Raw genomic sequence first — 20,785 nt, 5'->3', positions numbered from 1 at the left:
ACGGGCGCGCAACTGCGACCCGTGTTGTGGCGACCAGGAAAGAACCCTTTCCGAGGCCCTTTCTGTTCCGTCATGATGGGCGCAACGACGAAGGATACGAGAATATGCCCACCGAGCGTGCATCCCCGCTGTCGCCCCATTCCGCGGAAGGCAGCGACAGGCCTCCGACGCTGTCACCCAGGCCCTGGTGGGCGCGGATCACCGCGGGGTTCCTGTTGGCGTGCCTGGCCTGGCTGTCAGTCAGGATCGCCGCTGACGCACTGTTCGGGCCGGAATATTCGTTTTTTTCGCACATCGTTCGTGCGGGACTCACCCTCGTCCTGGTCGTCGTAGGACTCGCCGCGCTGTTGCGGTGGGAGCGAACACAGCCCTCGGACTACGAGCTGGGCTACCGGAAAGGGGCACTCTGGGCTCTGTCGGTCGGGGCGCTCAGCTATCTCGTCCCGTTCGCCCTCGCCACATCCGTCGTAGTCGGATTCAATCTCGCCCAACTGGAGGTGACCGGAACCCCGCTCATGGTGCTCGGCCAGGGGCTGGTCATTCTGGCGCTCGTGATCCTTTACGAAGCAATTCCCGAAGAGTTGATTTTTCGCGGATACCTGTTCCGGGTGTTGTCCGAGCGCCTGCCGATCTCGCTGACGATCGTCGTTCAGGCCGTACTGTTCTGCGTAGCCGGCATCATCGTCGGTGCGGCGCCGACTCTCGACCGCGTGCTGCTGTTCTTTGTCTTCTCACTGACGCTGGGCTACCTGCGCCACGTCACGGGGACTGTCTTCGCCACCATCGGGTTCCACGCGATGTTTCAACTGTGTGCCCAGTGGGCGCTCGGCGAGCAATGGGCCACGCTCACCGTCACCGACGTCAGCGGCTGGTTCGCAATCGCCGCGCTCGGCGTCGTCCCGTTCGCGTTGGCCCCGGTTGTCGCGGGAATTCTCGATCGGGTGCGCAGGGGGCGGATCAGTGACGAGCTTTAGGCACCGACGCCAGGCCACAACCCTCAGCGACGCTGATCGGCTCTTCGGAACTCCGACAGCAGTGTCTCCACATCCGTTGCCGTCTTCTCCGTCGCATCCGCTATCCGTCGCAAGGAACCGGTGACGCTGATCGCCGTACCGACGATTACCAGTACGATCCCAACGAAAATGATCTCCATGTGCTCAATGTAACGGGCGCGTGTCGCTCGCCGAGCGATTCAGCGCTCAGATTTCAGCTCGTTGAGAATCCTCAAGTCGTGCACGTCAACCTGTCGCGGCTGGTACCCCTGACGGAAACGCAACTGCTGCTCGACGGAGAGACACGGCACAGCGACCCCTTCGACGGTTCCCGTCGTGAATCCGTCCGCGGTGTACACAAAGCTCGTGCCCGCGAGCCCCCTCTGGACCCCGCTGCCGTCGGGCGCGAATTCAACAGGATGCAGGTCCACTCGTCTTCCGTCGACTGCGGTGACCCCGAGTCGTGAGGGTAACCAGTCGACGGTCGTGACGAAACCCTCGCCGGTGAGGAGCGAGAGAAGCGCGCGAAGGTGGCGGGCATCGACAGCGAGGTCCAGATCGCCGTGCTCGCGGGTCTGCCGACCCACTGCCGCATCGACCGCCCAGCCCCCTGCAGCCCACACGCTGATCCCCGCCTGCGCGACCGACTGGAAGAGTGCGACGACGTCGTTACCGCGCATTACCTCGCCCCATCTGTCGACACTCCTGCCCACAGGTCTACCGGCAACGGATCCGGAAGGCGAGTGGTGCGGTGTCACGGTGTCACGCAGCGAGGCGCGGCCGCCGGACTCCGCGCTCCCATCGACCTCACAAAGGGCCCTTCCCCACGAGCGGGTCGCGCCTTTTACTGAGGCCACGACTCGTTGGAACAGAGGAGACGGTATGCGTGGCGTAATGATGTATGGACCAGGAGATGTTCGAACCGAAGAGCGCGAGCCACCCCGGATTATTGAGCCAACCGACGCAGTCATCCGGTTGTCCGCTACGTGCATCTGCGGTTCCGACCTCTGGCCATACCGCGGCGAGGAGCCCCTTTTCACCACTCCCCAGGCGATGGGGCACGAATACGTTGGCGTCGTCGAGCAGATCGGGTCGGCCGTGAAAAACGTCAGGGTCGGTGACTTCGTCGTCGGTTCGTTCGTGGCATCCGACAACACCTGTGACATCTGCCTGGCCGGGTACCAGTCGAGATGCATACACAACGTGATGATGGGATCAATCGGCACCCAGGCCGAACTCGCGCGCATTCCGCTGGCCGATGGAACCCTGGTCGCCACCCCTGGCCAGCCGGACGGTGACCTCATCCCGTCGCTGCTGGCCGCGTCGGACGTGCTTGGCACCGGTTGGTATGCCGCGACCGCGGCTGGTGCCGGACCTGGCAGGAGCATTGCCGTGGTCGGTGACGGTGCGGTTGGCCTTTCGGCGATCCTCGCGGCGAAACTGCTCGGAGCGGAGCGGATCATTGCGTTCAGCCGTCATCCCGACCGTCAGAACCTGGCCAGCGCCTTCGGTGCAACCGACATCGTGGAAGAGCGGGGCGACGCCGGTGCGGCCAGGGTCAAGGAACTCACCGAAGGTTATGGCGCCCATGGCACGGCAGAGGCGGTTGGGACCCAGGAGTCAATGTGGCAGGCGATTCACAGTACGCGCCCGGGAGGCTACGTCGGATACGTCGGTGTCTCGCACGGAGTCGAGCTCGACGGCTTACAACTGTTCTTCAGCAGCGTTCATCTGCACGGTGGTCCGGCCCCGGTTCGCCACTACCTTCCCGACCTCATCCAGCTGATCTGGGACCGCAGCATCGACCCGGGAAAAGTGTTCGATCTCACGCTCCCGCTTGAAGACGCGGCCGAGGGCTACCGGGCGATGGACGAACGCCGAGCGACCAAAGTCCTTCTCACCTTCTGACGGCTCCGAGTGCTGCAACCCGAGCGTTCACCGCTAGTGTCGAGTCGTGTTTGCTCATGAGACAGGTACCGGCACCCGGGTAGTGCTCCTCCACGGATTCGGTCTGGATCATCGATCCTTACTTCCACTGGAGCCGACGTTCGAGCGCTCCGGACAGTGGCAGCGCCTGTACCTTGATCTCCCCGGCGCAACCCGGTCGCCGGCGGGGGCGATCGGCAGCTCACGGGATGTCGCGGCTGCGGTGACCGAGGAAATCCGTGAGCGCGTCGGAGATGAGCCGTTTGCCATCCTGGGGAACTCATTCGGCGGGATGATCGCCCGCTACGTCGCTCACGAACTCCGGCAGCAGGTTCTCGGACTGGCCACCATAGCGGGCGTCTTCATCGCACAGCGCGGCGAACGAACCGTGCCGCCGCGAACGGTGCTGACAGAGGACCCCCGCATCGTGCCGCTTCTCGGTCGAGCGCTGGACCAGTACCGGGAGGACGCTGTCGTCGAATCGACGGATGACGCACGAGCGTTCCTGCAGCACATTTTGCCCGGCCTCGACGGCGCCGATCATCGTGCCCTCGATCGCATTGCGGAACACTACTCTTTCGACCGCGAACCCGAAGACGCCCACCCCGAACCCTTCGCCCAGCCCACGTTGCACATCACCGGCCGGCAGGACGACGTGGTCGGTTATACGGATGCCTGGAACCGGCTTGATCACTACCCGCGTGCGTCGTTCGCCACGCTCGATGCCGCAGGTCACAACATCCTTCTGGAACAGCGCGACCTGTGTTCAGCCCTCGTCGCGGACTGGCTCACAAGAATCCGGCGGGATAGCTAGCGGGACTCTGAGCGCGCTGATCGAGGCGGCAGGAAATCCACGCACTCCGGTCGGAGCGGCGTGAGGATCGCTTCGGCGAGGTCCTCCAGTTGCTCGATCTGCCGGTTCTCGAGAAGCTCGAACACCCGGGCACGGACTTCCGCGGCGTATCCGGGCTCCACCTCGGTGACAAGGCGCGCCCCTGACTGCGTCAACCGTGCACGGGTCTTGCGCGCGTCCACCGGGTCCGCGCTGCGGGTGAGGAGGTTGCGTTTCTCCAACCGGCCGACGATCCGGGACAGGTGCGACGGTGTCACGCTGGCGGTGGCAGCCAGGCGGCTCATGTGGACTTCGCGGTCCTCGCTGACTGACAAGCAGCGCAGCACCCCGTACTCAGCGTGGCTGAGTTGCGCGGACCGCTCCAGATAGGTATCCAGCTCCGCCGGCAACCACATCATGACGCCCACCAAAAGCGACCACGTTCGGTCCTGCTGGGGAGAGAGGTGATCTGCTTCAGACATGATCACATACTACCTTTGCTTGCCACGGAAAGTAATTCCGGTATAGAGTTCCTTTCCGCAGCAAGTATCTGCTGCATCGTTCCCACCAGAAAGCAGAACTCCTATGCGCGCTGCCCGTTTCCACTCGCACGGAGCCCCCAGCGTTCTCGCCGTCGAGGACGCGCCGGAACCTCATGCCGCCGAGGGCTCGGTTCGAATCAGAGTGCACGCCACGAGCGTTAATCCCATCGACGTTCTCCTGCGGGCCGGTCATCTCGCGCCGTTCCTGCCCCTGTCCCTGCCCGCGATCCCTGGCAGGGACGCCGCAGGTGTCGTCGACGAAATCGGTCCGGGTGTCACGGGCACACAGGTCGGTGACGTCGTGTTCGGCCTTGGCGGAGTCAGCGACACCACCGCCGAGTTTGCGGTCCTGACTGCCTGGAGCGCCGTCCCTGACAGTTGGTCGACGGCGCAGGCCGCCGCCGCGGGGCTCGCGTCCGCCACCGCCGCGGGCGTTATGGACGCTTTGGGCGACCTGAACGGTAAGACGTTCCTCATCGAGGGCGCTTCAGGCGCCGTGGGCAGCGCAGCCGCAGCATTCGCCCTCGCCGCCGGCGCCACCGTCATCGGCACGGGGAGCGAGAGCAACCATCCGTTCCTGGAGTCGCTCGGTGTTACCCCGACGACGTATGGCCCGGGTCTCGCTGAGCGCGTCGCCGCCCTCGCGCCAGACGGCGTGGACGCAGCCCTGCATTCAGCCCCGTCCGACTCACTGTCGGATCTGCTGAGCATCGTCGGCGACACCTCGCAGGTCGTGACCGTCATCGACGACCAGGGGGCCGCGCAACTCGGCCTCAGGAAAATCGACGCCCGCAACGACTCGGCCCTCCTGCGATACGCAGCCGCGCTCGGGCAAGACGGGTTGTACATGCCCCGCGTCGACCACGAATTTTCCCTCGCTGACGTCGTCGAGGCGCACACGCTGGCCGAGAGCGGCACGGGCAAGGTCGTTGTCACCCTGCCCTGAGCGGCCGGATGTCTCGGCCCGACGGGCGAATTACTCGCGTGGTCGGTTACTCGCGGGGTCGATATCGCAGGGCGACCGCCCCCGAGCGGAACTCATGGCGATCCACAAGCTCAAGCTCGATCTGCTCGCGCAGACCGGCGAGCAGGGTCGGGCCGCGGCCGGCAAGGACCGGCTGCACCAGGAACTCGTACTCATCGATCAACCCCAGATCCGCCAACGCCAAGGGAAGTGTCACGCCACCGACCCACAAGCCCTCGCCTGGCTCCTGCTTGAGCCGTTGAACCGCTTGCGCCAGGTCGCCTTGCACGCGCTCGGCATTCCAATCGACCCTGCTCAGCGTGCTCGACACGACGTACTTCTTCGCCCGGTCCATGGTCTCGGCGAATGGCTTCTCCCAGTAATCCATCCAGTCAGGCCACGTGCCCGTGGCCGGTCTCCGCCACGCCGACTCCATCATTTCGTAGGTCACCCGGCCGAACAGCAGGGCATCGGCTCGCTCCATCTCGGTGGTCCAGTAGCGCATCGACTCCTCATCCGGCGGGAGCCCTGCCTCGTGATGGCAGCAGCCATCGAGTGTGACGTTGATCGAGTATCGAAGCGGTCTCATCTCGTTGCTCTCCATTGATGCGCTGCATGCTTCGCCGGACCGACGCTCAGCCAGACCAGTTTTTGCTTGAACTGCTCATCGCCGAGGATAATCGAGCCCGCCGTTTAACGGCAGTGTCAGCGCACGGATCCCACGTGGCCACGGGCCGCCGGATTAAGTGGAGACGTCGCTTGAAATCTCGAGATGCGCGCGCAATCGGTCGAGGACGTCGCTGACGCTGTGGCCGTCCCACAGAGGGGCCGTTGGGGTCTCCGGGCTCACGCTCGCGCAGCCCTCGCACGATCCTTGATCGCCGCGATGACGTCGGATTTCGCCGCGGCGTAGTCATTCGAATCGTTCCACCGCCGGGTCATCAGGCTTTGCTTGACGTCGGCGTACAGGGCTCGATCCTCAGCGTCAGACCGGAGGTGATCGCGCAGAAGTAGATATTCAGATACCGCGACGGCGCCCCGTTCGTAGATGTGCACGTGCACGTCACGACCGGGGGTGCGGACGAGGCGATGGCCCGGCTCTCGGGTGCGCAACTCGTAGCCCGCCGCCACCAGTTGGTCGAGATAGTTCTCTTCGGCGGTGATGTCGGTGACCGCGACGACGATGTCGATGATCGGCTTCGCTGCGAGGCCAGGGACCGACGTTGACCCGATGTGCTCGACGTCAATGTCTTCCCCTGCCAGCGCTTGAAGGATGTTTGCACGATGCGTGAGATAGTCCGAAGCCCACAGCGGGTCGTAGTCGCGCAGCTCGACGTGGAGTGGTTCAGGGCCGCCGACGAGTTCCAGGGACCTGACATCCTCCCGGATCGATTTGTTCTCGATTTTCATCAGGTGTTCTCCGAGCCTTCGGCTGTACCCCTTTCGGTCGAAGAGGGCAGCCCGCAAACATAACCCAGCACAGCTACCACGTGCAAGAACGTGCCATGTAGACACGCACCGGACGGTTCTTACGACGGCCGCGCGGCTGACGCAGAGAGCTCGAAGACGATCTCCAGTCCGTCTTCCTCGTCCCACTGCTCCCCCGTCTCAACGAACCCGTAGCTGCTGACAAGGGCTCGCGAGGCAGTGTTCTCCGGACTGATGCTGGCACGGACCGTACGCACCTCAGGATGACCCTGCGCAACAGCAAGCAGCGTCTCCAGCGAACGCCTCGCATAGCCTCGTCGACGCAGTAGAGGGTCGACTCGATAGCCGACCTCCACCATGCCCGCCTCGTCGGGTGCGCCGTGGAAGCCCGCTACACCTACCGGCGATGTGACACGAGGGTCGACCATCAATCGGCTAATCCACGGGGCATCCGTCGGAGTATCCGCGATCTGTTTGCTCCGCATGCGCCACAGGCTCCGGCACTCAGGACCCGCCAGATACGGCGACACGAAGCGGGAATCGAACGGGGCGGATTCGCCTGCTGCCAACGCGTGCAGGACGTCCTCGGGTACGGCGTCGAGGTGGAGTTGCGATTGGCTGGGCTCGGGGTGCACCCAAGGGGAACTTGTAATCGTCATTTCCAGCAGTCTGCCATGGACCGACGAGCCGAAAGCCGAGGATGCCCGGATGTGAACGGCGTTGAAGAAGTACCCCCGGTGGGACTCAAGCCCGCCGGGAACCGCGAAGAGTATCGGCCTCTTCACCTCCAGACCCCGACTTTTCAGCGTTTCGCTCTCCGAAGACAGCCTGCAATCACTCGCTTCACCGATGTTTGTGGGCAGAATGTGGGCACGTCGGGCACACCGGCGGCCCCGTATCGCAGTCGATGCCCTGTCTGAGTAGCTCGGTCTGCCGGCCCGTTCCCGTTTCGTCGCGACATAGTCGCTGTCGCCCGCAAGGGGGACGCCCCTGCCGTGTTGGCCTAGCCTGCGAACGTTGCGAAGGGCCAATGGTTGCCGTCGGGGTCAGCCACTGTGAAGTCGCGCGACGGATAGTCGGTCTGGTCGACCATCTCGCGCACGACTCTCGCGTCCAGTGAAATTGCGCGAGCCAACACCGCGTCTGGATCTGCGGTCACAACGTGCAGCGAGGCAGTCCCCGGCCGACACGGTGTGGGCCGCTCACCGGTGCTTGAGAGCAGGATCCGCCCGCCCTCGGGCCAGTCGAGCTGGCAGTGGTGAATGGCATCCGCACGCTCACCGGGAATCAGAAGGTCTTCGGCGAACCCGAGTTGGAGCAGCCAACCGCGAAGGGCCTGGACGTCATCGCTGACGAGGCTCGCCCAGACGCTGTGCTGCAACACCCTACTAACCCGGACGTTCTTGATTGTCACTAACCCGGACGGTCATGATTGTCAGCGTACGTCTCACGCGCCTGCGGATCAAGGTCCATTCCGGAGCGAGCGTGAAGGCGGTCCAACGCATGCTTGGCTATGCATCTGCGGCCATGACTCTTGATACGTACGCAGACCTCTTCGACGACGACCTGGACGCTGTTGCAACCGCCTTGAATCACGCACGAGCTAAAGCGAATGTGGGCACGAGGTGGGCAGACGAGTCGAGTCTGTCCTAGACACCGGTCGAAGAAGCACAGAATCACGCGGATCCGAAGAGCCGTGAATAAGTACCCCCGGTGGGACTCGAACCCACACTGGAGCGATTTTAAGTCGCCTGTCTCTGCCATTGGACTACGGGGGCGTACCCATCCAGCTTATGGGGAGCGCAGGTGCGCCGAGAACAGGGGTAAACCACGAAGAGCCCGATCCAGACACGGATCGGGCTCTTCGACAGAGAACTTACTTGGACGCCGCTACGGCTTCCTGCTCAGGCTTTGCGGCCGCAGGTGCCGCGGGAGCGACAACGGGAGCCTCGTCTGCGGGCTTGGCCGCAGGCTTCGGACGGGAAGCGAACTCCTCGAACGCCGCCCGTGGCCGCTCCACAGCGGAGATACCAACGATGTCGCGGCCGAGGAAGACGTTGGCGACCCAGCCGCCGACAACCCGGAGCTTGCGCTCCCAGCTCGGCATGGCCAGTCCGTGATAGCCACGGTGGGCAACCCAGGCAGGCAGGCCCTTGATCGCGATCTTGCCCGACTGGAAGACACCGATTCCGATGCCGAGACCGGCAACCGCTCCGAGGTTCTTGTGCAGGTATTCCTTGGGCTCTTCTCCGCGGAGAACCGCGACGATGTTCTTAGCCATGAGCTTGCCCTGGCGCACAGCGTGCTGAGCGTTCGGTACGCAGAAGCCGCCGACTCCGCCACCGGAAAGGTCAGGAACGGCGCTGATGTCGCCAGCACCCCATGCATCGGGGATGATGTCGTCTGCGGTACCGACGCGGAGGTCGGGACGGACGACGAGACGACCGCGCTCTTCAATCGGAAGGTCGGTGTTGCGAACGATCTGCGGGTTCGCCATGACACCGGCGGTCCAGACGATGAGGTCTGACTCGAAGGTCTCGCCGGTGGAGAGCTGGATCTTGCCGTCGACAGCGGACTGAAGCTGGGTGTCGAGGTGGACGAGTGCGCCCCGCTCCGCGAGGTTCTTCAGGACCCAGTGGCTGGTCTTGAGGCTGACCTCGGGCATGATGCGGCCCATCGCCTCGATGAGGTGGAACTCGACATCGTCGAACGACAGCTGCGGGTAGAACTTCAGCAGCGAGCTGGCGAACGAACGCAGTTCGGCGAAGACCTCGATACCGGCGAAACCGCCGCCGACGACAACGAAGTTGAGCAGTCGCGCCCGCTCCGGCCCGGCCGGGAGGCTCGCGGCCTTGTCAAAGTTGGCGAGAACGCGGTCGCGGATGGCAACGGCTTCCTCGATGGTCTTGAGCCCGATGGCCTGGTCGGCCACTCCGGGGATGGGGAAGGTGCGGGACACAGCGCCACCGGTCACGACAACGACGTCGTAGTCGAATTCCCACGGCTCGCCGACGGCCGGCGTGATGGTCGCCTTCTTCTCGGCGTGGTTGATGTTCGTCACCTTCGCGGTGACAACCGTGGTCTTCTTGAGGTGACGACGCTGGGCAACAACCGCGTGCCGAGCTTCGATGGAACCAGCGGCGACCTCGGGAAGGAACGGCTGGTAGGTCATGTACGGAAGCGGGTCAACGACCGTGACCTCTGCTTCGCCGCGGCGAAGCCACTTCTCGAGCTTCCACGCTGTATAGAAACCGGCGTAGCCGCCGCCGACGATAAGGATTTTTGGCACGGTGAGAATTCTCCTACTGAGGGTCGCAAGGACTCAAACAGGCTACTACCTGCGAGCCACCCGCTTGAATTGCCGGGTGGCGCCTATGGCACCGAGCACTACTAGGGTAGCAGTTCCGAGGAAGACGGCGAGCGGAATGCTCACGTACAGCAGGGATTCGGTGGTGGGCAGGAACGGATTGTGTGCGTCCGCCACCTTTTCGATCGGGGGCAGCGCAGGCACGCTTCCCTTATCGGTGGGGATTTCGGGCGGCTCAGCCTCGGCCTTTCGGTGCTGCGTGATCCAGGCCGCGAGGTCGCCCATCGGATTCGCATCCACCGGTTGCACCTCCGCCGTCACAGCCCGCGCCGCGTTGACGTATCCGTATCCGTAGATCGGGCTGGGCACGTCGCCCTGGTCTGTCGCCGGCGTCGCTGTGGCGATCAGCCGCTGGATGACGTTGGCGGCATCCATATCCGGGTACTTGGAACGCACGAGAGCGGCGATGCCGGCGACGATGGGCGACGCCCCGCTGGTTCCCGCCCAGGACACGTACGATCCATCGGGCGAGACCCCGACGAGTTCCTCACTGGGCGCCGCGACAGCGAGGGTGATTCCCTGGCTTGACGCGTTCCAGCTGGCAGCGCCGGACGGATCGACGCCAGCGACCACGAGGACACCCGGGATGGTGGCTGGCGCGCCGATCTGCTCGGTACCGCTCCCCCGGTTGCCAGCGGCCGCGACGACCACAACATTGTTCTCATTGGCGTAGCTGAACGCTTCGTCCCAGCTTTCTGGCCAGTCCAGGGTGTTCGTTGTCAACGACATGTTGATGACATCAGCGCCATTGTCGACAGCGAATCGAACGGCATCCGCAATCTGGTCCGCGAACGGGACTGTCGAGCCACTCGACTGGAAGCCGACCGAGATCGAAATGAGGTTGGCCTCCGGCGCAGTGCCGATGACACCGTTACCCTCTCCGTTGCCGCGGCCGGCGGCGAGTGATGCGACCCAGCTGCCGTGTGGGTTCTCGTCAGCGCCACCGACGGGGGTACGACCGTCAGGGCTGCCGACTCCCGAAGCGTCATGCCCGGCGACAACCGCACCGTTGAACTCGGCCGGTCCGTTCGCGATCCCTGTGTCGATCACCGCGATCGTGGTACCAGCACCACGCGTGGTATTCCACGCCTCGGTGACGCCGTAGTTCGCGAGCCAGTATTCGGCGTCCCTGACCGGATCCGCATGAGCGGGCGTCACTCCCGCCGTGACTGAGCCGAACACGAACAGCGCCGCGAGCGCGGCGGGCAGAACACGGTTCTTCGACGGCACAGCATTACCTTCCGGTTGCGACCTCGACGGAGTAGTCGACGCACTGGCAGACGTCAGGGCTCCACTCGGCACGGTCGAGAGCACGATCTCCGATCGGGTTCACCCCGGGCCCCGCAGCGAGCGCATGCCCGACGAGCGCGTGGAGACACTTCACCCTGACCGGCATTCCGCCCGCGGAGATCCCGGCGATTTCAGGGACAACAGCGATGCTCTCCCGATCGGCGATGTAGGCATCATGGGCAGCGGCGTACTCTTCGCGGACGCCCTCGTCCGACGCGAGCAGTTCGTTGTACTCGCCCATCACCTGGGTCGCCTCGAGGGTCGACACTGCAGCGGTCGCTGCCGGGTGGCTGAGGTAGTAGAAAGTGGGGAACGGCGTGCCGTCGTCGAGTCGCGGCGCGGTCGAAACGACTGTAGGAGCACCGCACACGCACCGCGCGGCGATTCCGACGACGTTTCGCGCCTGGCGCCCAAGCTGTGCGGAAACGATCCGGATGTCTTCGTCCGAAACGGGCCCGAAAGGCGGAGTAGTCATCTCTCCATTATCCCTGTCCGGAACCGGAGACAACGTCCGCGTACCCGGCGCTCACGAGCGAGCTCAACATGGACTGGGCCCAGTCCACCTTGGTCTCGGTGAGGCTGTCGGTCACTTGCGGTTCGTCGTCGCCGAACAGTCCGGCATCGACGTCGTTGATCACAATGAAACTGATCTCGCCCGGGTTGACGTAGTACAGGCGGTCCCTCGCCTGGGTCATCACGTAGGTGCTGTCGTTCCAGCGCTCGCGCTCGTCGCGGATCTCGGCGATCTCGGCCTCGTTCTGGTCGACGGATTCCTGGAGAGCCGCAATCTGCTGGCGTTGTTCGATGTACGCCTTGAGGTTGGGCCCGACGACGATGACGCCGAGGACGACAACCCCCATCATCAAGAGGGAGAACCCTGAAAAACGGATGCCGCGAAGCCAGTTCCCCGTTTCGCTCTGGGGTACAGGCACACCGGGCTGTGGCGCGCGGGCCGTACGACCGGCACGAGTGCCGCTCGGGTTGGGACGCTTTGCCACTGTTCCGGTGCCTTTCGTGTGCGTTGTCGTACTGTTCCTGTTGAAAAAACGAGCACTCCCGGCGGCGCACTGCGCCACCGGGAGTGCCGGAAATTACGCCGTGAAGCGCGGGAAAGCGCTGCGGCCTGCGTAGACCGCCGACTCACCCAGCTCTTCTTCGATCCTCAGCAACTGATTGTACTTAGCAACGCGCTCCGAACGAGCAGGCGCACCGGTCTTGATCTGACCCGCGTTCGTCGCGACCGCGAGGTCGGCGATCGTCGTGTCCTCGGTCTCACCTGAGCGGTGCGACAGGATCGCCGTGTAGCTCGAGCGCTGCGCGAGGGCAACGGCGTCGAGCGTCTCGGTGAGGGTACCGATCTGGTTGACCTTGACCAGGATGGAGTTCCCGACCTTGAGGTCGATGCCCTTGCCGAGGCGCGTGGGGTTGGTGACGAAGAGGTCGTCTCCGACGATCTGGACCTTGTCGCCGAGCTCGGCGGTCAGGTGCTGGTAGCCCTCCCAGTCCTCTTCCTCCAGCGGGTCTTCGATGGAGACCAGCGGGTACGCGGCAACGAGCTCTGAGTAGTACGCGCTCAGTTCCTGGGCGGAAAGCTGCTTGCCCTCGAACGTGTATGAGCCGTCCTTGAAGAACTCGGTCGCTGCGACGTCGAGCGCCAGCGCGATGTCTTTACCCGGGGTGTAGCCGGCGTTGGTGATCGCTTCGACGATGAGGTCGAGCGCTGCCCGGTTGCTCGGCAGGTTGGGAGCGAAACCGCCCTCGTCGCCGAGGCCGGTTGCGAGTCCCTTTGACTTGAGCAGCGCCTTGAGCGCGTGGTAGGTCTCGACGCCCCAGCGGAGGCCCTCGGAGAAGCTCTCGGCGCCCAGCGGGACAATCATGAATTCCTGGATGTCAACGTCGTTGTCGGCGTGCGAGCCACCGTTGATGATGTTGAGCAGCGGCACGGGAAGAACGTGCGCGTTGGGTCCACCGAGGTAACGGTAGAGCGGAAGGTCAGCGGCATCCGCTGCAGCCTTCGCCACGGCGAGGCTGACACCGAGGATGGCGTTCGCGCCGATGCGCTCCTTGTTATCGGTGCCGTCAAGTTCGATCAGGATCTTGTCGAGGAGGCGCTGGTCATCTGCTTCGAGACCTTCCACCGCCGGGCTGATCTCGTCGAGGACAGCGTCCACGGCCTTGAGGACGCCCTTGCCCTGGTAACGGTCTGCGTCGCCGTCACGCAATTCGTACGCTTCGAATGCTCCGGTGGACGCGCCGGACGGGACAGCCGCCCTCTGGACGGTTCCGTCGTCAAGCAGAACTTCGACCTCGACGGTCGGGTTGCCCCGGGAGTCAAGAATTTCGCGAGCGCCTACAGCCTCAATGAGTGCCACAGTATTTCTCCTGTTCAAGGTGGTGCCAGTGGATTGTGTGGAGCGACGTTGACCCGCTGCCAGTCTAGCCATGCGCGTTCGTCCGCGGCGGGGGCTGTTGCTGCCGACCAGCCCATGCATAGGCGTCATAATTGCAGGCCGTGCACAACATACGACCGCGCTCTGTCGCATGCTTTGTAGAGTTCCTCAACAAATACGCGCCATCATGTACGTGCCTCGATAACACTGTTAGCTTCGGCCCTGCTGCCAGGGCCACGTCCTCGGGCGCGCATCATTGTCGATGCGAGCCACCCGAGAGCCGGTCACAAACCATGCCTGGCAGTGCGTGACCCTTGCACAGCCCTTGCCCAGCCCCGCCGGTTCTTCCGGCACCCGAACTGACGGTACGTCAACGAAGACAGCTCGAGTTCCGCCCTACACACGGGAACCCTGTCCGATGCCTTCGAGGCGCGCCCGCAGACAGGAGTTTCCTTCGTGAGCAGAACAACCCCGTCAGGTGAAGCACCAGTGCTTGCCTGGAAGATTTCGACAGCGGTCCTTGCCGCGCTGATGCTTGCCGCCCTCGTGTTCTTCTTTTACTTCACGCAGAAGATCACCGACGGGGCCGCGCAGCTGACAGCAGGAGCGTCCAAGGCAGCGGATGGCGCGACGCAGCTTTCCGACGGCGCTGGCGACCTCGATGACGGAGCGACGACGCTCGCAACGGGCGCGCAGAGCGCTGCTGACGGCGCTGTCACGCTGGAAACCGGGGCCCAGACCGCTGCCGACGGAGCCGCGAAGCTGGCGACGGGGGCGCAGAGTGCCGCCGATGGCGCCGTGACCCTGTCGAATGGCGCGACGACGGCGGCTGACGGTGCCGCGAAGCTCTCGACCGGAGCAACCAAGGCCGCAGACGGTGGTAAGACACTCGCCGCAGGAACCGCAACCGCATCCGGCGGTGCCAGCCAGGTCGCCGATGGCTCCACGTCACTGAACGCCGGCGCGCAGGCCCTCTACAACGGGCTGTCCACCAAGGTGGCCCCTGGCGCGACCCAGCTCTCCGCGGGCGCCGCGAAGATCAAGGACGCTATCGAGGCGAAGCTCCACCCGGGTGCGACCCAGGTCGCCGGCGGCGTGTCAAGCGTGAAGACCGCCATCGAAACGAGATTGTCACCGGGCGCGGCGCAGGTTTCCGCCGGGGTCGACAAGATCAAGCTCGCAATTGAAGGCCGCCTCGCGCCGGGTGCCGCGCAGGCTGCGCAAGGGGCAACGAAGGTCCAGGCGGGCGTTACCAAGCTGAGCGCCGGCGCCACGGACGTCGCCACGGGCCTCGGCGACGTGAAAACGAACCTCGATTCGCTGTCGCTTGGCGCAACAAACGTCCACACCAATCTCGGGACTTTGGCGTCTTCCCTGGAAACGCTCGCGCTCGGTCAAACTGACCCTGACCTCAAGGCGACTCTGAACGCCTACGCCGAGTCCGCTCGAAAGATCGAGACCGGTGCCGGACAAGTCAAGTCAGGCTTGAACACGGTACTCGAGGCAGACAAGTTCCCCGCTCTCGTGACGGGAGCCTCCAATATCGCTACCGGTCTGGGGACTACAGCACCGATCCCCGGCGCTCTCCCCGACGGCGGCCTGCTCTACCAGGCGAACATTCCAGCTCTGACCGCGGGCATCACGCAGATCGCGGGCGGCCTTGGAGCAACAGCGCCGATCGAGGAGACCCTGCCTGACGGCGGGCTTCTCTACGAGAAGAACCTTCCCGCGCTCAGCGCCGGTGCCGCACAGATTCGGGACGGGCTCAGCGATAAGGGACCTGACCTCCTCCCCAACGGGAATCCGGACCCGAAGGGCTTCCCCGGCGGACTGCTCTCGAAGGGAAACCTCCCCACGCTCGCTGCCGGCTCTGCGCAGGTCGCAGCCGGTCTCGGAACAACAGCTCCAACGGCGGGCCTCGAGTCCGGCGGGCTGCTCTACGCGACCAACCTCCCGGCTCTGACCGCGGGCGCTGATGTGCTCAACGCGGGCATCAACAACGAAGTCCTCCCCGGAATGGTCAAGCTCCGCGACGGAAGCGTCACGCTCTCTGCGGGGGCGGCATCGCTCTCCGCCGGCGTGAACAAGCTCTTCACCGGCGCAACAACCCTCAATGTGGGACTCGCGGCCCTGCAGACCGGTGCATCCACGCTCTCCGCGGGCAACGACAAGCTGGCAACGGGCGCTGCGACCCTGTCGACGGGCACAGACGCACTCGCCACCGGGTCCGCCACGCTCAACACGGGCCTGGCGGCACTGTCGGCGGGGTCCACCAGCCTCGCCGACGGCACGTCGAAGCTGGCGGACGGGGCAGTGACGCTCAACGACGGCACGGGAACCCTCGCCGACGGAGCAGCATCCCTCGCCGCAGGCAACACGCAGATCGACGATGGCAGCGCCGAGCTGCACAGCGGGGCCGCGACATTCAGCCTCGCCAACCTCGTGGGTTCACCGCTGATCTGGATCGTGCTCCTCTCGATCCTCGCCCTCGGTGCTGCGGCGCTCATCATCCGCCGGATGATCGCTGCCAACCAGCAGGAGGCGTAAGCCACACGAAGAGAGGCCGCCGGACCGGATACACCCGGGCCGGCGGCCTCTTCGTTTCCTCGGTGTCAGCCCAGCGGCTTGATCTCCAGATCGCTGACGGACGCCGTTTGCTCGGTGACGAAGGCGAACGAGCTGAATCCCGCGGTCTCGACCCGGGCGAGCAATGCCTTGAGATTCTTGACGCGCGGCTCAAGCCGTACCCGGCGCCCCTCGCCCACCAGTTCGGCCTTCAACGAGACGAGCCGCACCGGCGGAACCGACTTCTCGTAGACGAGGACGAGCGAATCAGCGGCGGATGCCTCTGGCAGCTCGATGAGGTCCACAATTCGCTCGAAACCAATGGAAAACCCGGTAGCCGGAACGTCGGAGCCGAGGAAGCGGCCGATCATGCCGTCGTAACGCCCTCCGCCACCGAGTGAGTAGCCCAGTTCCGGGTGCTCGATCTCGAAAATCGGGCCGGTGTAGTACCCCATGCCGCGCACCAGGAACGGGTCGAAGACGACGAACGGTGCGTCCCCAACCTCGCGGCCGGTCGCGGCCGCGTCGGCCTGCTCGGCTGCGACGCCGATGGACGCCAGTTCAGCGATGACCGCGTCGTCGATGGCGTCGGGCAGCTGGGCACGGATCTGCGCTTCGCCGAATGGCCCGGGGTTCTCGGGGGCGACCCGGGTGAGGAAGAGCTCGAGTGCGTCAACGGCGGCGGATGTCGCGCCGCGGCTTCGCAGTTCCTCGAGCACTCCCCCGACGCCGACCTTGTCGAGCTTGTCGATGGTGATGAGCACCTGTGACCGCTCGTCGGACTCAAAACCGAACACGTCGAGCATGCCGGTGAGCAGTCGCCTGTCGTTGATGCGCACGCGGCAGCCCGTCAGCCCGAGCTCGCGGAGCGCAGCTGCGGTTGCGGTGAGCAGCTCGATCTCGGCGAGCGGACCGGCCTCTCCGATGATGTCGATGTCGCACTGCACGAACTGGCGGTAGCGGCCCTTCTGCGGGCGTTCCGCCCGCCACACCGGAGCGATCTGGATCGACCGGAACACCGGGGGCAGCTCCGCGCGGTGCGTCGCGTAGAAGCGGGCCAGCGGCACGGTGAGGTCGAAGCGAAGTCCGAGGTCGGTCAACGACGACAGGTCCCCTGTGTCCACGGCCTGGGCCAGGTCGTCCGGCGTGAGGCCGCGCTTCTGTACGTTGAAGGCCAGTTTCTCGTTGTCGCCGCCGAGGCCGGAGTGCAGCCGCGCATAGTCCTCGACAACCGGCGTCTCGATCTCGTCGAAACCGAAGTTCGAATACACCCGGCGGATGACGCCGAGTGCGTGTTCTCGCCGCGCCTTCTCTGCCGGGAGGAAATCCCTCATGCCGCGGGGAGGAGTTACGCCAGGAGCCATGCATCAATTCTGGCATGCACCGAAGCCGTGGCCCGCCGCACAGCTGAGCGCTGTCCCAGAGTCAGCCGGGGCGTCAGTCGGCGTCGGGCATCCTGCTGTCGGGCGAGTCCATCGTGGCGGGTTTCCCAGCTCCAGCCCGCTGAAGGTCATCCTGCACGTCACGCAAGGTCGCGCGCAGGGCGCGCTCAGGGTCGAGGCCCTGCTCCTGCGCACGCGACGCTATCGACAACAGCAGCTCACCGAGTTCTCGTTCGTCGTCAAAAACAGGCGATTCGACGGCATCCGTTTGCCGCGGGCGCAGCCCGGCCTGCTTCGCGCGTCCGAGCACCTTGTCCGCGAGCGCGAGCGCCGGCATCGACTGGGGTATGCCCTCGAGGATGCTCGTCCGCTTCGCTTTCTCGCGCGCTTTCGCGGCACGCCAGACCCGGTAGACGTCGTCAACGGTGAGGGCGACTTCGTCGCCGAAGACATGCGGATGCCTGCGAACCATTTTCTCGTTCGCGACACGGGCAACGTCGTCGAGGCTGAATTCCTCCCCGGGCGTGCGACGCGCGATCTCGGCGTGGAAGACCACTTGCAGGAGGACATCGCCGAGCTCTTCGAGCAGATCGTCCCTGCCACCGGCTTCGACGGCGTCGATGAGCTCGTAACTCTCCTCGACGAGGTAGGTCACGAGCGACTCGTGGGTCATCGACTGGCTCCACACACACCGGTCGAGCACGGTGCTCATCGACGCGGCGAGCGCGGCCATCTGCGCAACAGATCCGTCACCGTCGGGCGCCTCCGGCGTGTGACCCCCCGCTGCGTCCCTGTCGACGGTCACCGGCGGGAGCGTCCGGTTCGCGCGACCACTGTGCGGACAAGCAGATCGCGCAGGTCTGTGAACGGCGGGTAGATGAGCCTGAGGGTGTCCGGCTTCAACGGCTTCGAGAGCACGGCCTTCTGGTGGCTGAACGTGTCGATGGAATACTTGCCGTGGTAGCGCCCGCTGCCGCTCGGGCCGACGCCACCGAACGGGAGCCGCGGGACGAGGAGGTGCGCGGCGGGGATGTTCAGGCCGACAGCACCAGACGAGGTCTCCCTGAGGAACCGGCGTTCGACCGACTTGCGCCCGGTGAAGACGTACAGCGCGAGCGGCTTGTCGCGCCCGGTGATGAAGGCGATTGCCTCGCTGACACCGGAGACGTGCACGATCGGAAGGATGGGGCCGAAGATCTCGTCGGTCATCAGCGCGTCATCCGCCGTGACACCGTCGACCACGGTTGGCGCTATGTACCGCGACTGAGTGTCGACGTCACCGCCAATGGCGATCGGACGGTCGGCGATCAGAGCGGCGAGGCGCTCGAAGTGGCGGCCGTTGACGATTCGGCCGAGATCGACACTCTCCTCGGGCCGGGTTCCATAGAACTCGGTGATCGCGTTCTTCAGGTGGGGCAGAAGCGCGGCGGCCGTTGCCTTCGTCGCCAGCAGATAGTCGGGGGCAACGCAGGTCTGACCGGCGTTGAGCATCTTGCCGTAGACGATCCGTCGTGCCGCTCCGGCCAGGTCGGCGTCGTCGTCGACGAACACCGGCGATTTACCGCCGAGCTCGAGGGTGACCGGGGTGAGGTGCTCCGCGGCGGCGCGCGCCACGATACGCCCCACCTGCCCGTTTCCGGTGTAGAAGATGTGGTCGAACTTCTCCCTGAGCAGTTCGGTGGTCTCGTCCACCCCGCCCTCGACGACCCTGACAGCGGACGGATCGACGTACCGCGGAAGAAGTTCGGCCAGCAGCGCCGATGTCGCCGGAGCGAGTTCACTCGGCTTCACGAGTACGGCGTTGCCCGCGGCGAGTGCGCCGATCAGCGGGACGAGTGTGAGCTGTACCGGATAGTTCCACGGTCCGATGACGAGAACGACTCCGAGGGGTTCCCGGATCACCTTCGCGAACGCCGGGGCGACGCTCACCGGAACCGTCACCCGTGAGGGCCGAAGCCATGACCGCAGGTGACGGAGGGTGTAATCGATCTCACCGATCACGAGTCCGAGTTCGGCCAGCTGGGCCTCGGTCGGGTTCTTTGCCAGGTCGGCACCGAGTGCGTCCTCGAGCTCTGTCCCCCGCTCGACGAGCATGCGCCGCAGTGCGCGGAGTTGCTGTACGCGCCAGGCCAGCGGCTTCGTTGTCCCGCTGTCGAAGGTTCGGCGGAGATCCCCGACGGTCGTCTGGATCTCTGTGCGGTAAACGGATGCGGTGGCCTCGGTCAGCGTCACGCCCTCGACTCCTTCGCTGTTGTGGTGGCGGTAGCCGGGGTCGCGGCGTGACCGGTGAATGCGTCCATGCTCGAGTACACGTGGAACACCCGGTCTGCGACCTGGTCCCAGACCGCGGTCGGAAGGACGCCCTTGAGGCCGCGCGCGAGCGACACCGTCCACGGCGTCAGCCGGAACGGCTTGCCGGAGAGCATTGCCTGCCAGGCCCGGGAGACCGCGACGTCCGGCAGCAGGACAGGCGTCATCAGGGGGCCACGAGCCCCCGCGAACATGCCGGTGGCAACGTAGGACGGGCAGAAGGTCGTGATTTTGACGTGGCGGTTTCCGGAGCGCTCGAGCTCGAGGCGCACGGAGTCGCTCCAGCCGATCAGCGCCCACTTCGAGGCCGCGTACACGCTCATTCGCGGGTTGGACAGTGTTCCCGCTGCGGATGCGACGTTGAGAATGCGCTTCTCACGCGCGGCCTCGGTGATCATCGCCGGCAGGAACTCCCTCGTGACGTGCATCGGGGCGAGCGCGTTGATGCGCATCGTCGCTTCGGTGTCGCGCTCCGGGTCGGTGTTCCAGAAATAGTCGTTTCCCCGCACGATTCCTGCGTTGTTGATGAGCACGTCGGGTACCCGGCCCGCCCCAAGTTCGTGACGTGCGGCATCCCGGACATCGTCGAGCTTTGAGACGTCGACCACCCTGGTGTGCACCAGCGTGCCGTAGCCGGAAAGCTCGCTCGCGGTTGTGTCGAGGGCGAGCGCATCGATGTCCCAGAGGGTGACCGATCCGGCGCCCTCGCGGATGGCTCTTTCCGCGTACAGCCTGCCCATTCCCGACGCACCGCCGGTGACCAGGACCCTCGCGTTCGCGACTGAAAATGCCATGTA

21 protein-coding genes, 1 tRNA gene and 1 pseudogene are annotated in these 20,785 nt (G+C 65.1%); 6 read left to right on the top strand and 17 right to left on the bottom strand.

From position 1 onward, the window contains the following. Nucleotides 1-104 precede the first annotated feature (104 nt). The gene (locus AC1C2N_RS14840; RefSeq protein ID WP_495434406.1) at nucleotides 105-974 is read left to right on the top strand and encodes a CPBP family intramembrane glutamic endopeptidase; all 870 of its coding nucleotides are present in this window, start codon (nucleotides 105-107) and stop codon (nucleotides 972-974) included. Nucleotides 975-997: 23 nt separating this feature from the next. On the opposite strand, the gene AC1C2N_RS14835 is transcribed toward AC1C2N_RS14840, so the two are convergent. Together AC1C2N_RS14835 and AC1C2N_RS14830 are read right to left on the bottom strand one after the other, a co-directional pair. After that, nucleotides 998-1,153, bottom strand: a complete 156-nt coding sequence (locus tag AC1C2N_RS14835; protein ID WP_495434405.1) for a hypothetical protein — start codon at nucleotides 1,151-1,153, stop codon at nucleotides 998-1,000. A 39-nt stretch (nucleotides 1,154-1,192) separates the two neighbouring features. Further along, nucleotides 1,193-1,672, bottom strand: coding sequence for a nucleotidyltransferase domain-containing protein (locus AC1C2N_RS14830; protein ID WP_495434404.1), 480 nt, complete (start codon nucleotides 1,670-1,672; stop codon nucleotides 1,193-1,195). Between the two features lie 202 nt (nucleotides 1,673-1,874). On the opposite strand from AC1C2N_RS14830, the gene AC1C2N_RS14825 reads away from it, so the two are divergent. Then, a complete protein-coding gene (locus tag AC1C2N_RS14825) occupies nucleotides 1,875-2,900 on the top strand; it encodes a zinc-dependent alcohol dehydrogenase family protein (RefSeq protein WP_495434403.1) in 1,026 nt (341 codons plus the stop codon). A gap of 46 nt (nucleotides 2,901-2,946) precedes the next feature. Next, nucleotides 2,947-3,732: an alpha/beta fold hydrolase gene (locus AC1C2N_RS14820; RefSeq protein WP_495434402.1), complete on the top strand. Its 786-nt coding sequence runs from the start codon at nucleotides 2,947-2,949 to the stop codon at nucleotides 3,730-3,732. Here the strand turns inward: AC1C2N_RS14820 and AC1C2N_RS14815 are convergent. Further along, nucleotides 3,729-4,232 (bottom strand): MarR family winged helix-turn-helix transcriptional regulator, encoded by a 504-nt coding sequence (locus AC1C2N_RS14815; protein ID WP_495434401.1) that lies wholly within the window; start codon nucleotides 4,230-4,232, stop codon nucleotides 3,729-3,731. The two genes, AC1C2N_RS14820 and AC1C2N_RS14815, sit on opposite strands and share 4 nt — an antisense overlap. Before the next feature lie 103 nt (nucleotides 4,233-4,335). Between AC1C2N_RS14815 and AC1C2N_RS14810 the strand changes: the two genes are divergently transcribed. Continuing rightward, the gene (locus tag AC1C2N_RS14810; RefSeq protein ID WP_495434400.1) at nucleotides 4,336-5,238 is read left to right on the top strand and encodes an NADP-dependent oxidoreductase; all 903 of its coding nucleotides are present in this window, start codon (nucleotides 4,336-4,338) and stop codon (nucleotides 5,236-5,238) included. A 46-nt stretch (nucleotides 5,239-5,284) separates the two neighbouring features. Here the strand turns inward: AC1C2N_RS14810 and AC1C2N_RS14805 are convergent, their stop codons facing one another. From AC1C2N_RS14805 to AC1C2N_RS14790, 4 genes are all read right to left on the bottom strand, one after another. After that, nucleotides 5,285-5,845: a dihydrofolate reductase family protein gene (locus AC1C2N_RS14805; RefSeq protein ID WP_495434399.1), complete on the bottom strand. Its 561-nt coding sequence runs from the start codon at nucleotides 5,843-5,845 to the stop codon at nucleotides 5,285-5,287. A 257-nt stretch (nucleotides 5,846-6,102) separates the two neighbouring features. Further along, complete coding sequence (locus AC1C2N_RS14800; protein WP_495434398.1) at nucleotides 6,103-6,666, bottom strand: GrpB family protein; 564 nt, start codon at nucleotides 6,664-6,666, stop codon at nucleotides 6,103-6,105. A gap of 119 nt (nucleotides 6,667-6,785) precedes the next feature. Further along, nucleotides 6,786-7,343 (bottom strand): GNAT family N-acetyltransferase, encoded by a 558-nt coding sequence (locus tag AC1C2N_RS14795; protein ID WP_495434397.1) that lies wholly within the window; start codon nucleotides 7,341-7,343, stop codon nucleotides 6,786-6,788. Nucleotides 7,344-7,687: 344 nt separating this feature from the next. After that, a complete protein-coding gene (locus AC1C2N_RS14790; RefSeq protein WP_495434396.1) occupies nucleotides 7,688-8,068 on the bottom strand; it encodes a VOC family protein in 381 nt (126 codons plus the stop codon). An 86-nt stretch (nucleotides 8,069-8,154) separates the two neighbouring features. On the opposite strand from AC1C2N_RS14790, the pseudogene AC1C2N_RS14785 reads away from it, so the two are divergent. After that, nucleotides 8,155-8,337: pseudogene (locus AC1C2N_RS14785) on the top strand (site-specific integrase); the annotation flags it as partial. A gap of 52 nt (nucleotides 8,338-8,389) precedes the next feature. Here AC1C2N_RS14785 and AC1C2N_RS14780 read toward each other — a convergent pair. The 6 genes from AC1C2N_RS14780 to eno all read right to left on the bottom strand — a co-directional run bounded on the left by AC1C2N_RS14780 (nucleotide 8,390) and on the right by eno (nucleotide 13,713). After that, nucleotides 8,390-8,462, bottom strand: a tRNA-Leu gene (locus AC1C2N_RS14780). Nucleotides 8,463-8,560: 98 nt separating this feature from the next. After that, complete coding sequence (locus AC1C2N_RS14775) at nucleotides 8,561-9,973, bottom strand: NAD(P)/FAD-dependent oxidoreductase (protein ID WP_483404668.1); 1,413 nt, start codon at nucleotides 9,971-9,973, stop codon at nucleotides 8,561-8,563. Nucleotides 9,974-10,018: 45 nt separating this feature from the next. Next, nucleotides 10,019-11,281 carry a S8 family serine peptidase gene (locus AC1C2N_RS14770; RefSeq protein WP_495434395.1) on the bottom strand — a complete coding sequence of 421 codons (1,263 nt, stop codon included), beginning with the start codon at nucleotides 11,279-11,281 and terminating at the stop codon, nucleotides 10,019-10,021. 4 nt (nucleotides 11,282-11,285) lie between these two features. After that, a complete protein-coding gene (locus AC1C2N_RS14765; protein WP_483404670.1) occupies nucleotides 11,286-11,816 on the bottom strand; it encodes a DUF501 domain-containing protein in 531 nt (176 codons plus the stop codon). Nucleotides 11,817-11,823: 7 nt separating this feature from the next. Then, nucleotides 11,824-12,339: an FtsB family cell division protein gene (locus AC1C2N_RS14760; protein WP_495434394.1), complete on the bottom strand. Its 516-nt coding sequence runs from the start codon at nucleotides 12,337-12,339 to the stop codon at nucleotides 11,824-11,826. Nucleotides 12,340-12,432: 93 nt separating this feature from the next. Further along, nucleotides 12,433-13,713: a phosphopyruvate hydratase gene (gene eno / locus AC1C2N_RS14755; protein ID WP_483404672.1), complete on the bottom strand. Its 1,281-nt coding sequence runs from the start codon at nucleotides 13,711-13,713 to the stop codon at nucleotides 12,433-12,435. A gap of 474 nt (nucleotides 13,714-14,187) precedes the next feature. Here eno and AC1C2N_RS14750 point away from each other — a divergent pair, with 474 nt between their 5' ends. Next, nucleotides 14,188-16,278, top strand: coding sequence for a hypothetical protein (locus tag AC1C2N_RS14750; RefSeq protein WP_495434393.1), 2,091 nt, complete (start codon nucleotides 14,188-14,190; stop codon nucleotides 16,276-16,278). A gap of 65 nt (nucleotides 16,279-16,343) precedes the next feature. On the opposite strand, the gene hisS is transcribed toward AC1C2N_RS14750, so the two are convergent. The 4 genes from hisS to AC1C2N_RS14730 all read right to left on the bottom strand — a co-directional run bounded on the left by hisS (nucleotide 16,344) and on the right by AC1C2N_RS14730 (nucleotide 20,782). Then, nucleotides 16,344-17,660: a histidine--tRNA ligase gene (gene hisS, locus AC1C2N_RS14745; RefSeq protein WP_495434392.1), complete on the bottom strand. Its 1,317-nt coding sequence runs from the start codon at nucleotides 17,658-17,660 to the stop codon at nucleotides 16,344-16,346. 73 nt (nucleotides 17,661-17,733) lie between these two features. Continuing rightward, nucleotides 17,734-18,483 carry a nucleoside triphosphate pyrophosphohydrolase gene (locus AC1C2N_RS14740; protein WP_495434391.1) on the bottom strand — a complete coding sequence of 250 codons (750 nt, stop codon included), beginning with the start codon at nucleotides 18,481-18,483 and terminating at the stop codon, nucleotides 17,734-17,736. Then, nucleotides 18,480-19,910, bottom strand: coding sequence for an aldehyde dehydrogenase family protein (locus AC1C2N_RS14735; RefSeq protein ID WP_495434390.1), 1,431 nt, complete (start codon nucleotides 19,908-19,910; stop codon nucleotides 18,480-18,482). Before AC1C2N_RS14735 ends, AC1C2N_RS14740 begins: the two co-directional genes overlap by 4 nt. Then, a complete protein-coding gene (locus tag AC1C2N_RS14730) occupies nucleotides 19,907-20,782 on the bottom strand; it encodes an SDR family NAD(P)-dependent oxidoreductase (protein ID WP_495434389.1) in 876 nt (291 codons plus the stop codon). The genes AC1C2N_RS14735 and AC1C2N_RS14730 overlap by 4 nt, the downstream gene beginning before the upstream one ends. Nucleotides 20,783-20,785: the final 3 nt, after the last annotated feature.

It is taken from the genome of Mycetocola sp. Y791 (assembly GCF_059445325.1).
Note: the sequence above shows the minus strand (reverse complement) of the source record. Positions and strands in the feature narration are given on the sequence as shown.

Coding starts and splice junctions, on each gene's coding strand:
- AC1C2N_RS14765 (WP_483404670.1), bottom strand. CDS start 11,816: ATGACTACTCCGCCTTTCGGGCCCGTTTCGGACGAAGACATCCGGATC.
- AC1C2N_RS14805 (WP_495434399.1), bottom strand. CDS start 5,845: ATGAGACCGCTTCGATACTCGATCAACGTCACACTCGATGGCTGCTGC.
- AC1C2N_RS14800 (WP_495434398.1), bottom strand. CDS start 6,666: ATGAAAATCGAGAACAAATCGATCCGGGAGGATGTCAGGTCCCTGGAA.
- AC1C2N_RS14810 (WP_495434400.1), top strand. CDS start 4,336: ATGCGCGCTGCCCGTTTCCACTCGCACGGAGCCCCCAGCGTTCTCGCC.
- AC1C2N_RS14840 (WP_495434406.1), top strand. CDS start 105: ATGCCCACCGAGCGTGCATCCCCGCTGTCGCCCCATTCCGCGGAAGGC.
- AC1C2N_RS14825 (WP_495434403.1), top strand. CDS start 1,875: ATGCGTGGCGTAATGATGTATGGACCAGGAGATGTTCGAACCGAAGAG.
- AC1C2N_RS14830 (WP_495434404.1), bottom strand. CDS start 1,672: ATGCGCGGTAACGACGTCGTCGCACTCTTCCAGTCGGTCGCGCAGGCG.
- AC1C2N_RS14795 (WP_495434397.1), bottom strand. CDS start 7,343: ATGACGATTACAAGTTCCCCTTGGGTGCACCCCGAGCCCAGCCAATCG.
- hisS (WP_495434392.1), bottom strand. CDS start 17,660: ATGGCTCCTGGCGTAACTCCTCCCCGCGGCATGAGGGATTTCCTCCCG.
- AC1C2N_RS14730 (WP_495434389.1), bottom strand. CDS start 20,782: ATGGCATTTTCAGTCGCGAACGCGAGGGTCCTGGTCACCGGCGGTGCG.
- AC1C2N_RS14815 (WP_495434401.1), bottom strand. CDS start 4,232: ATGTCTGAAGCAGATCACCTCTCTCCCCAGCAGGACCGAACGTGGTCG.
- AC1C2N_RS14835 (WP_495434405.1), bottom strand. CDS start 1,153: ATGGAGATCATTTTCGTTGGGATCGTACTGGTAATCGTCGGTACGGCG.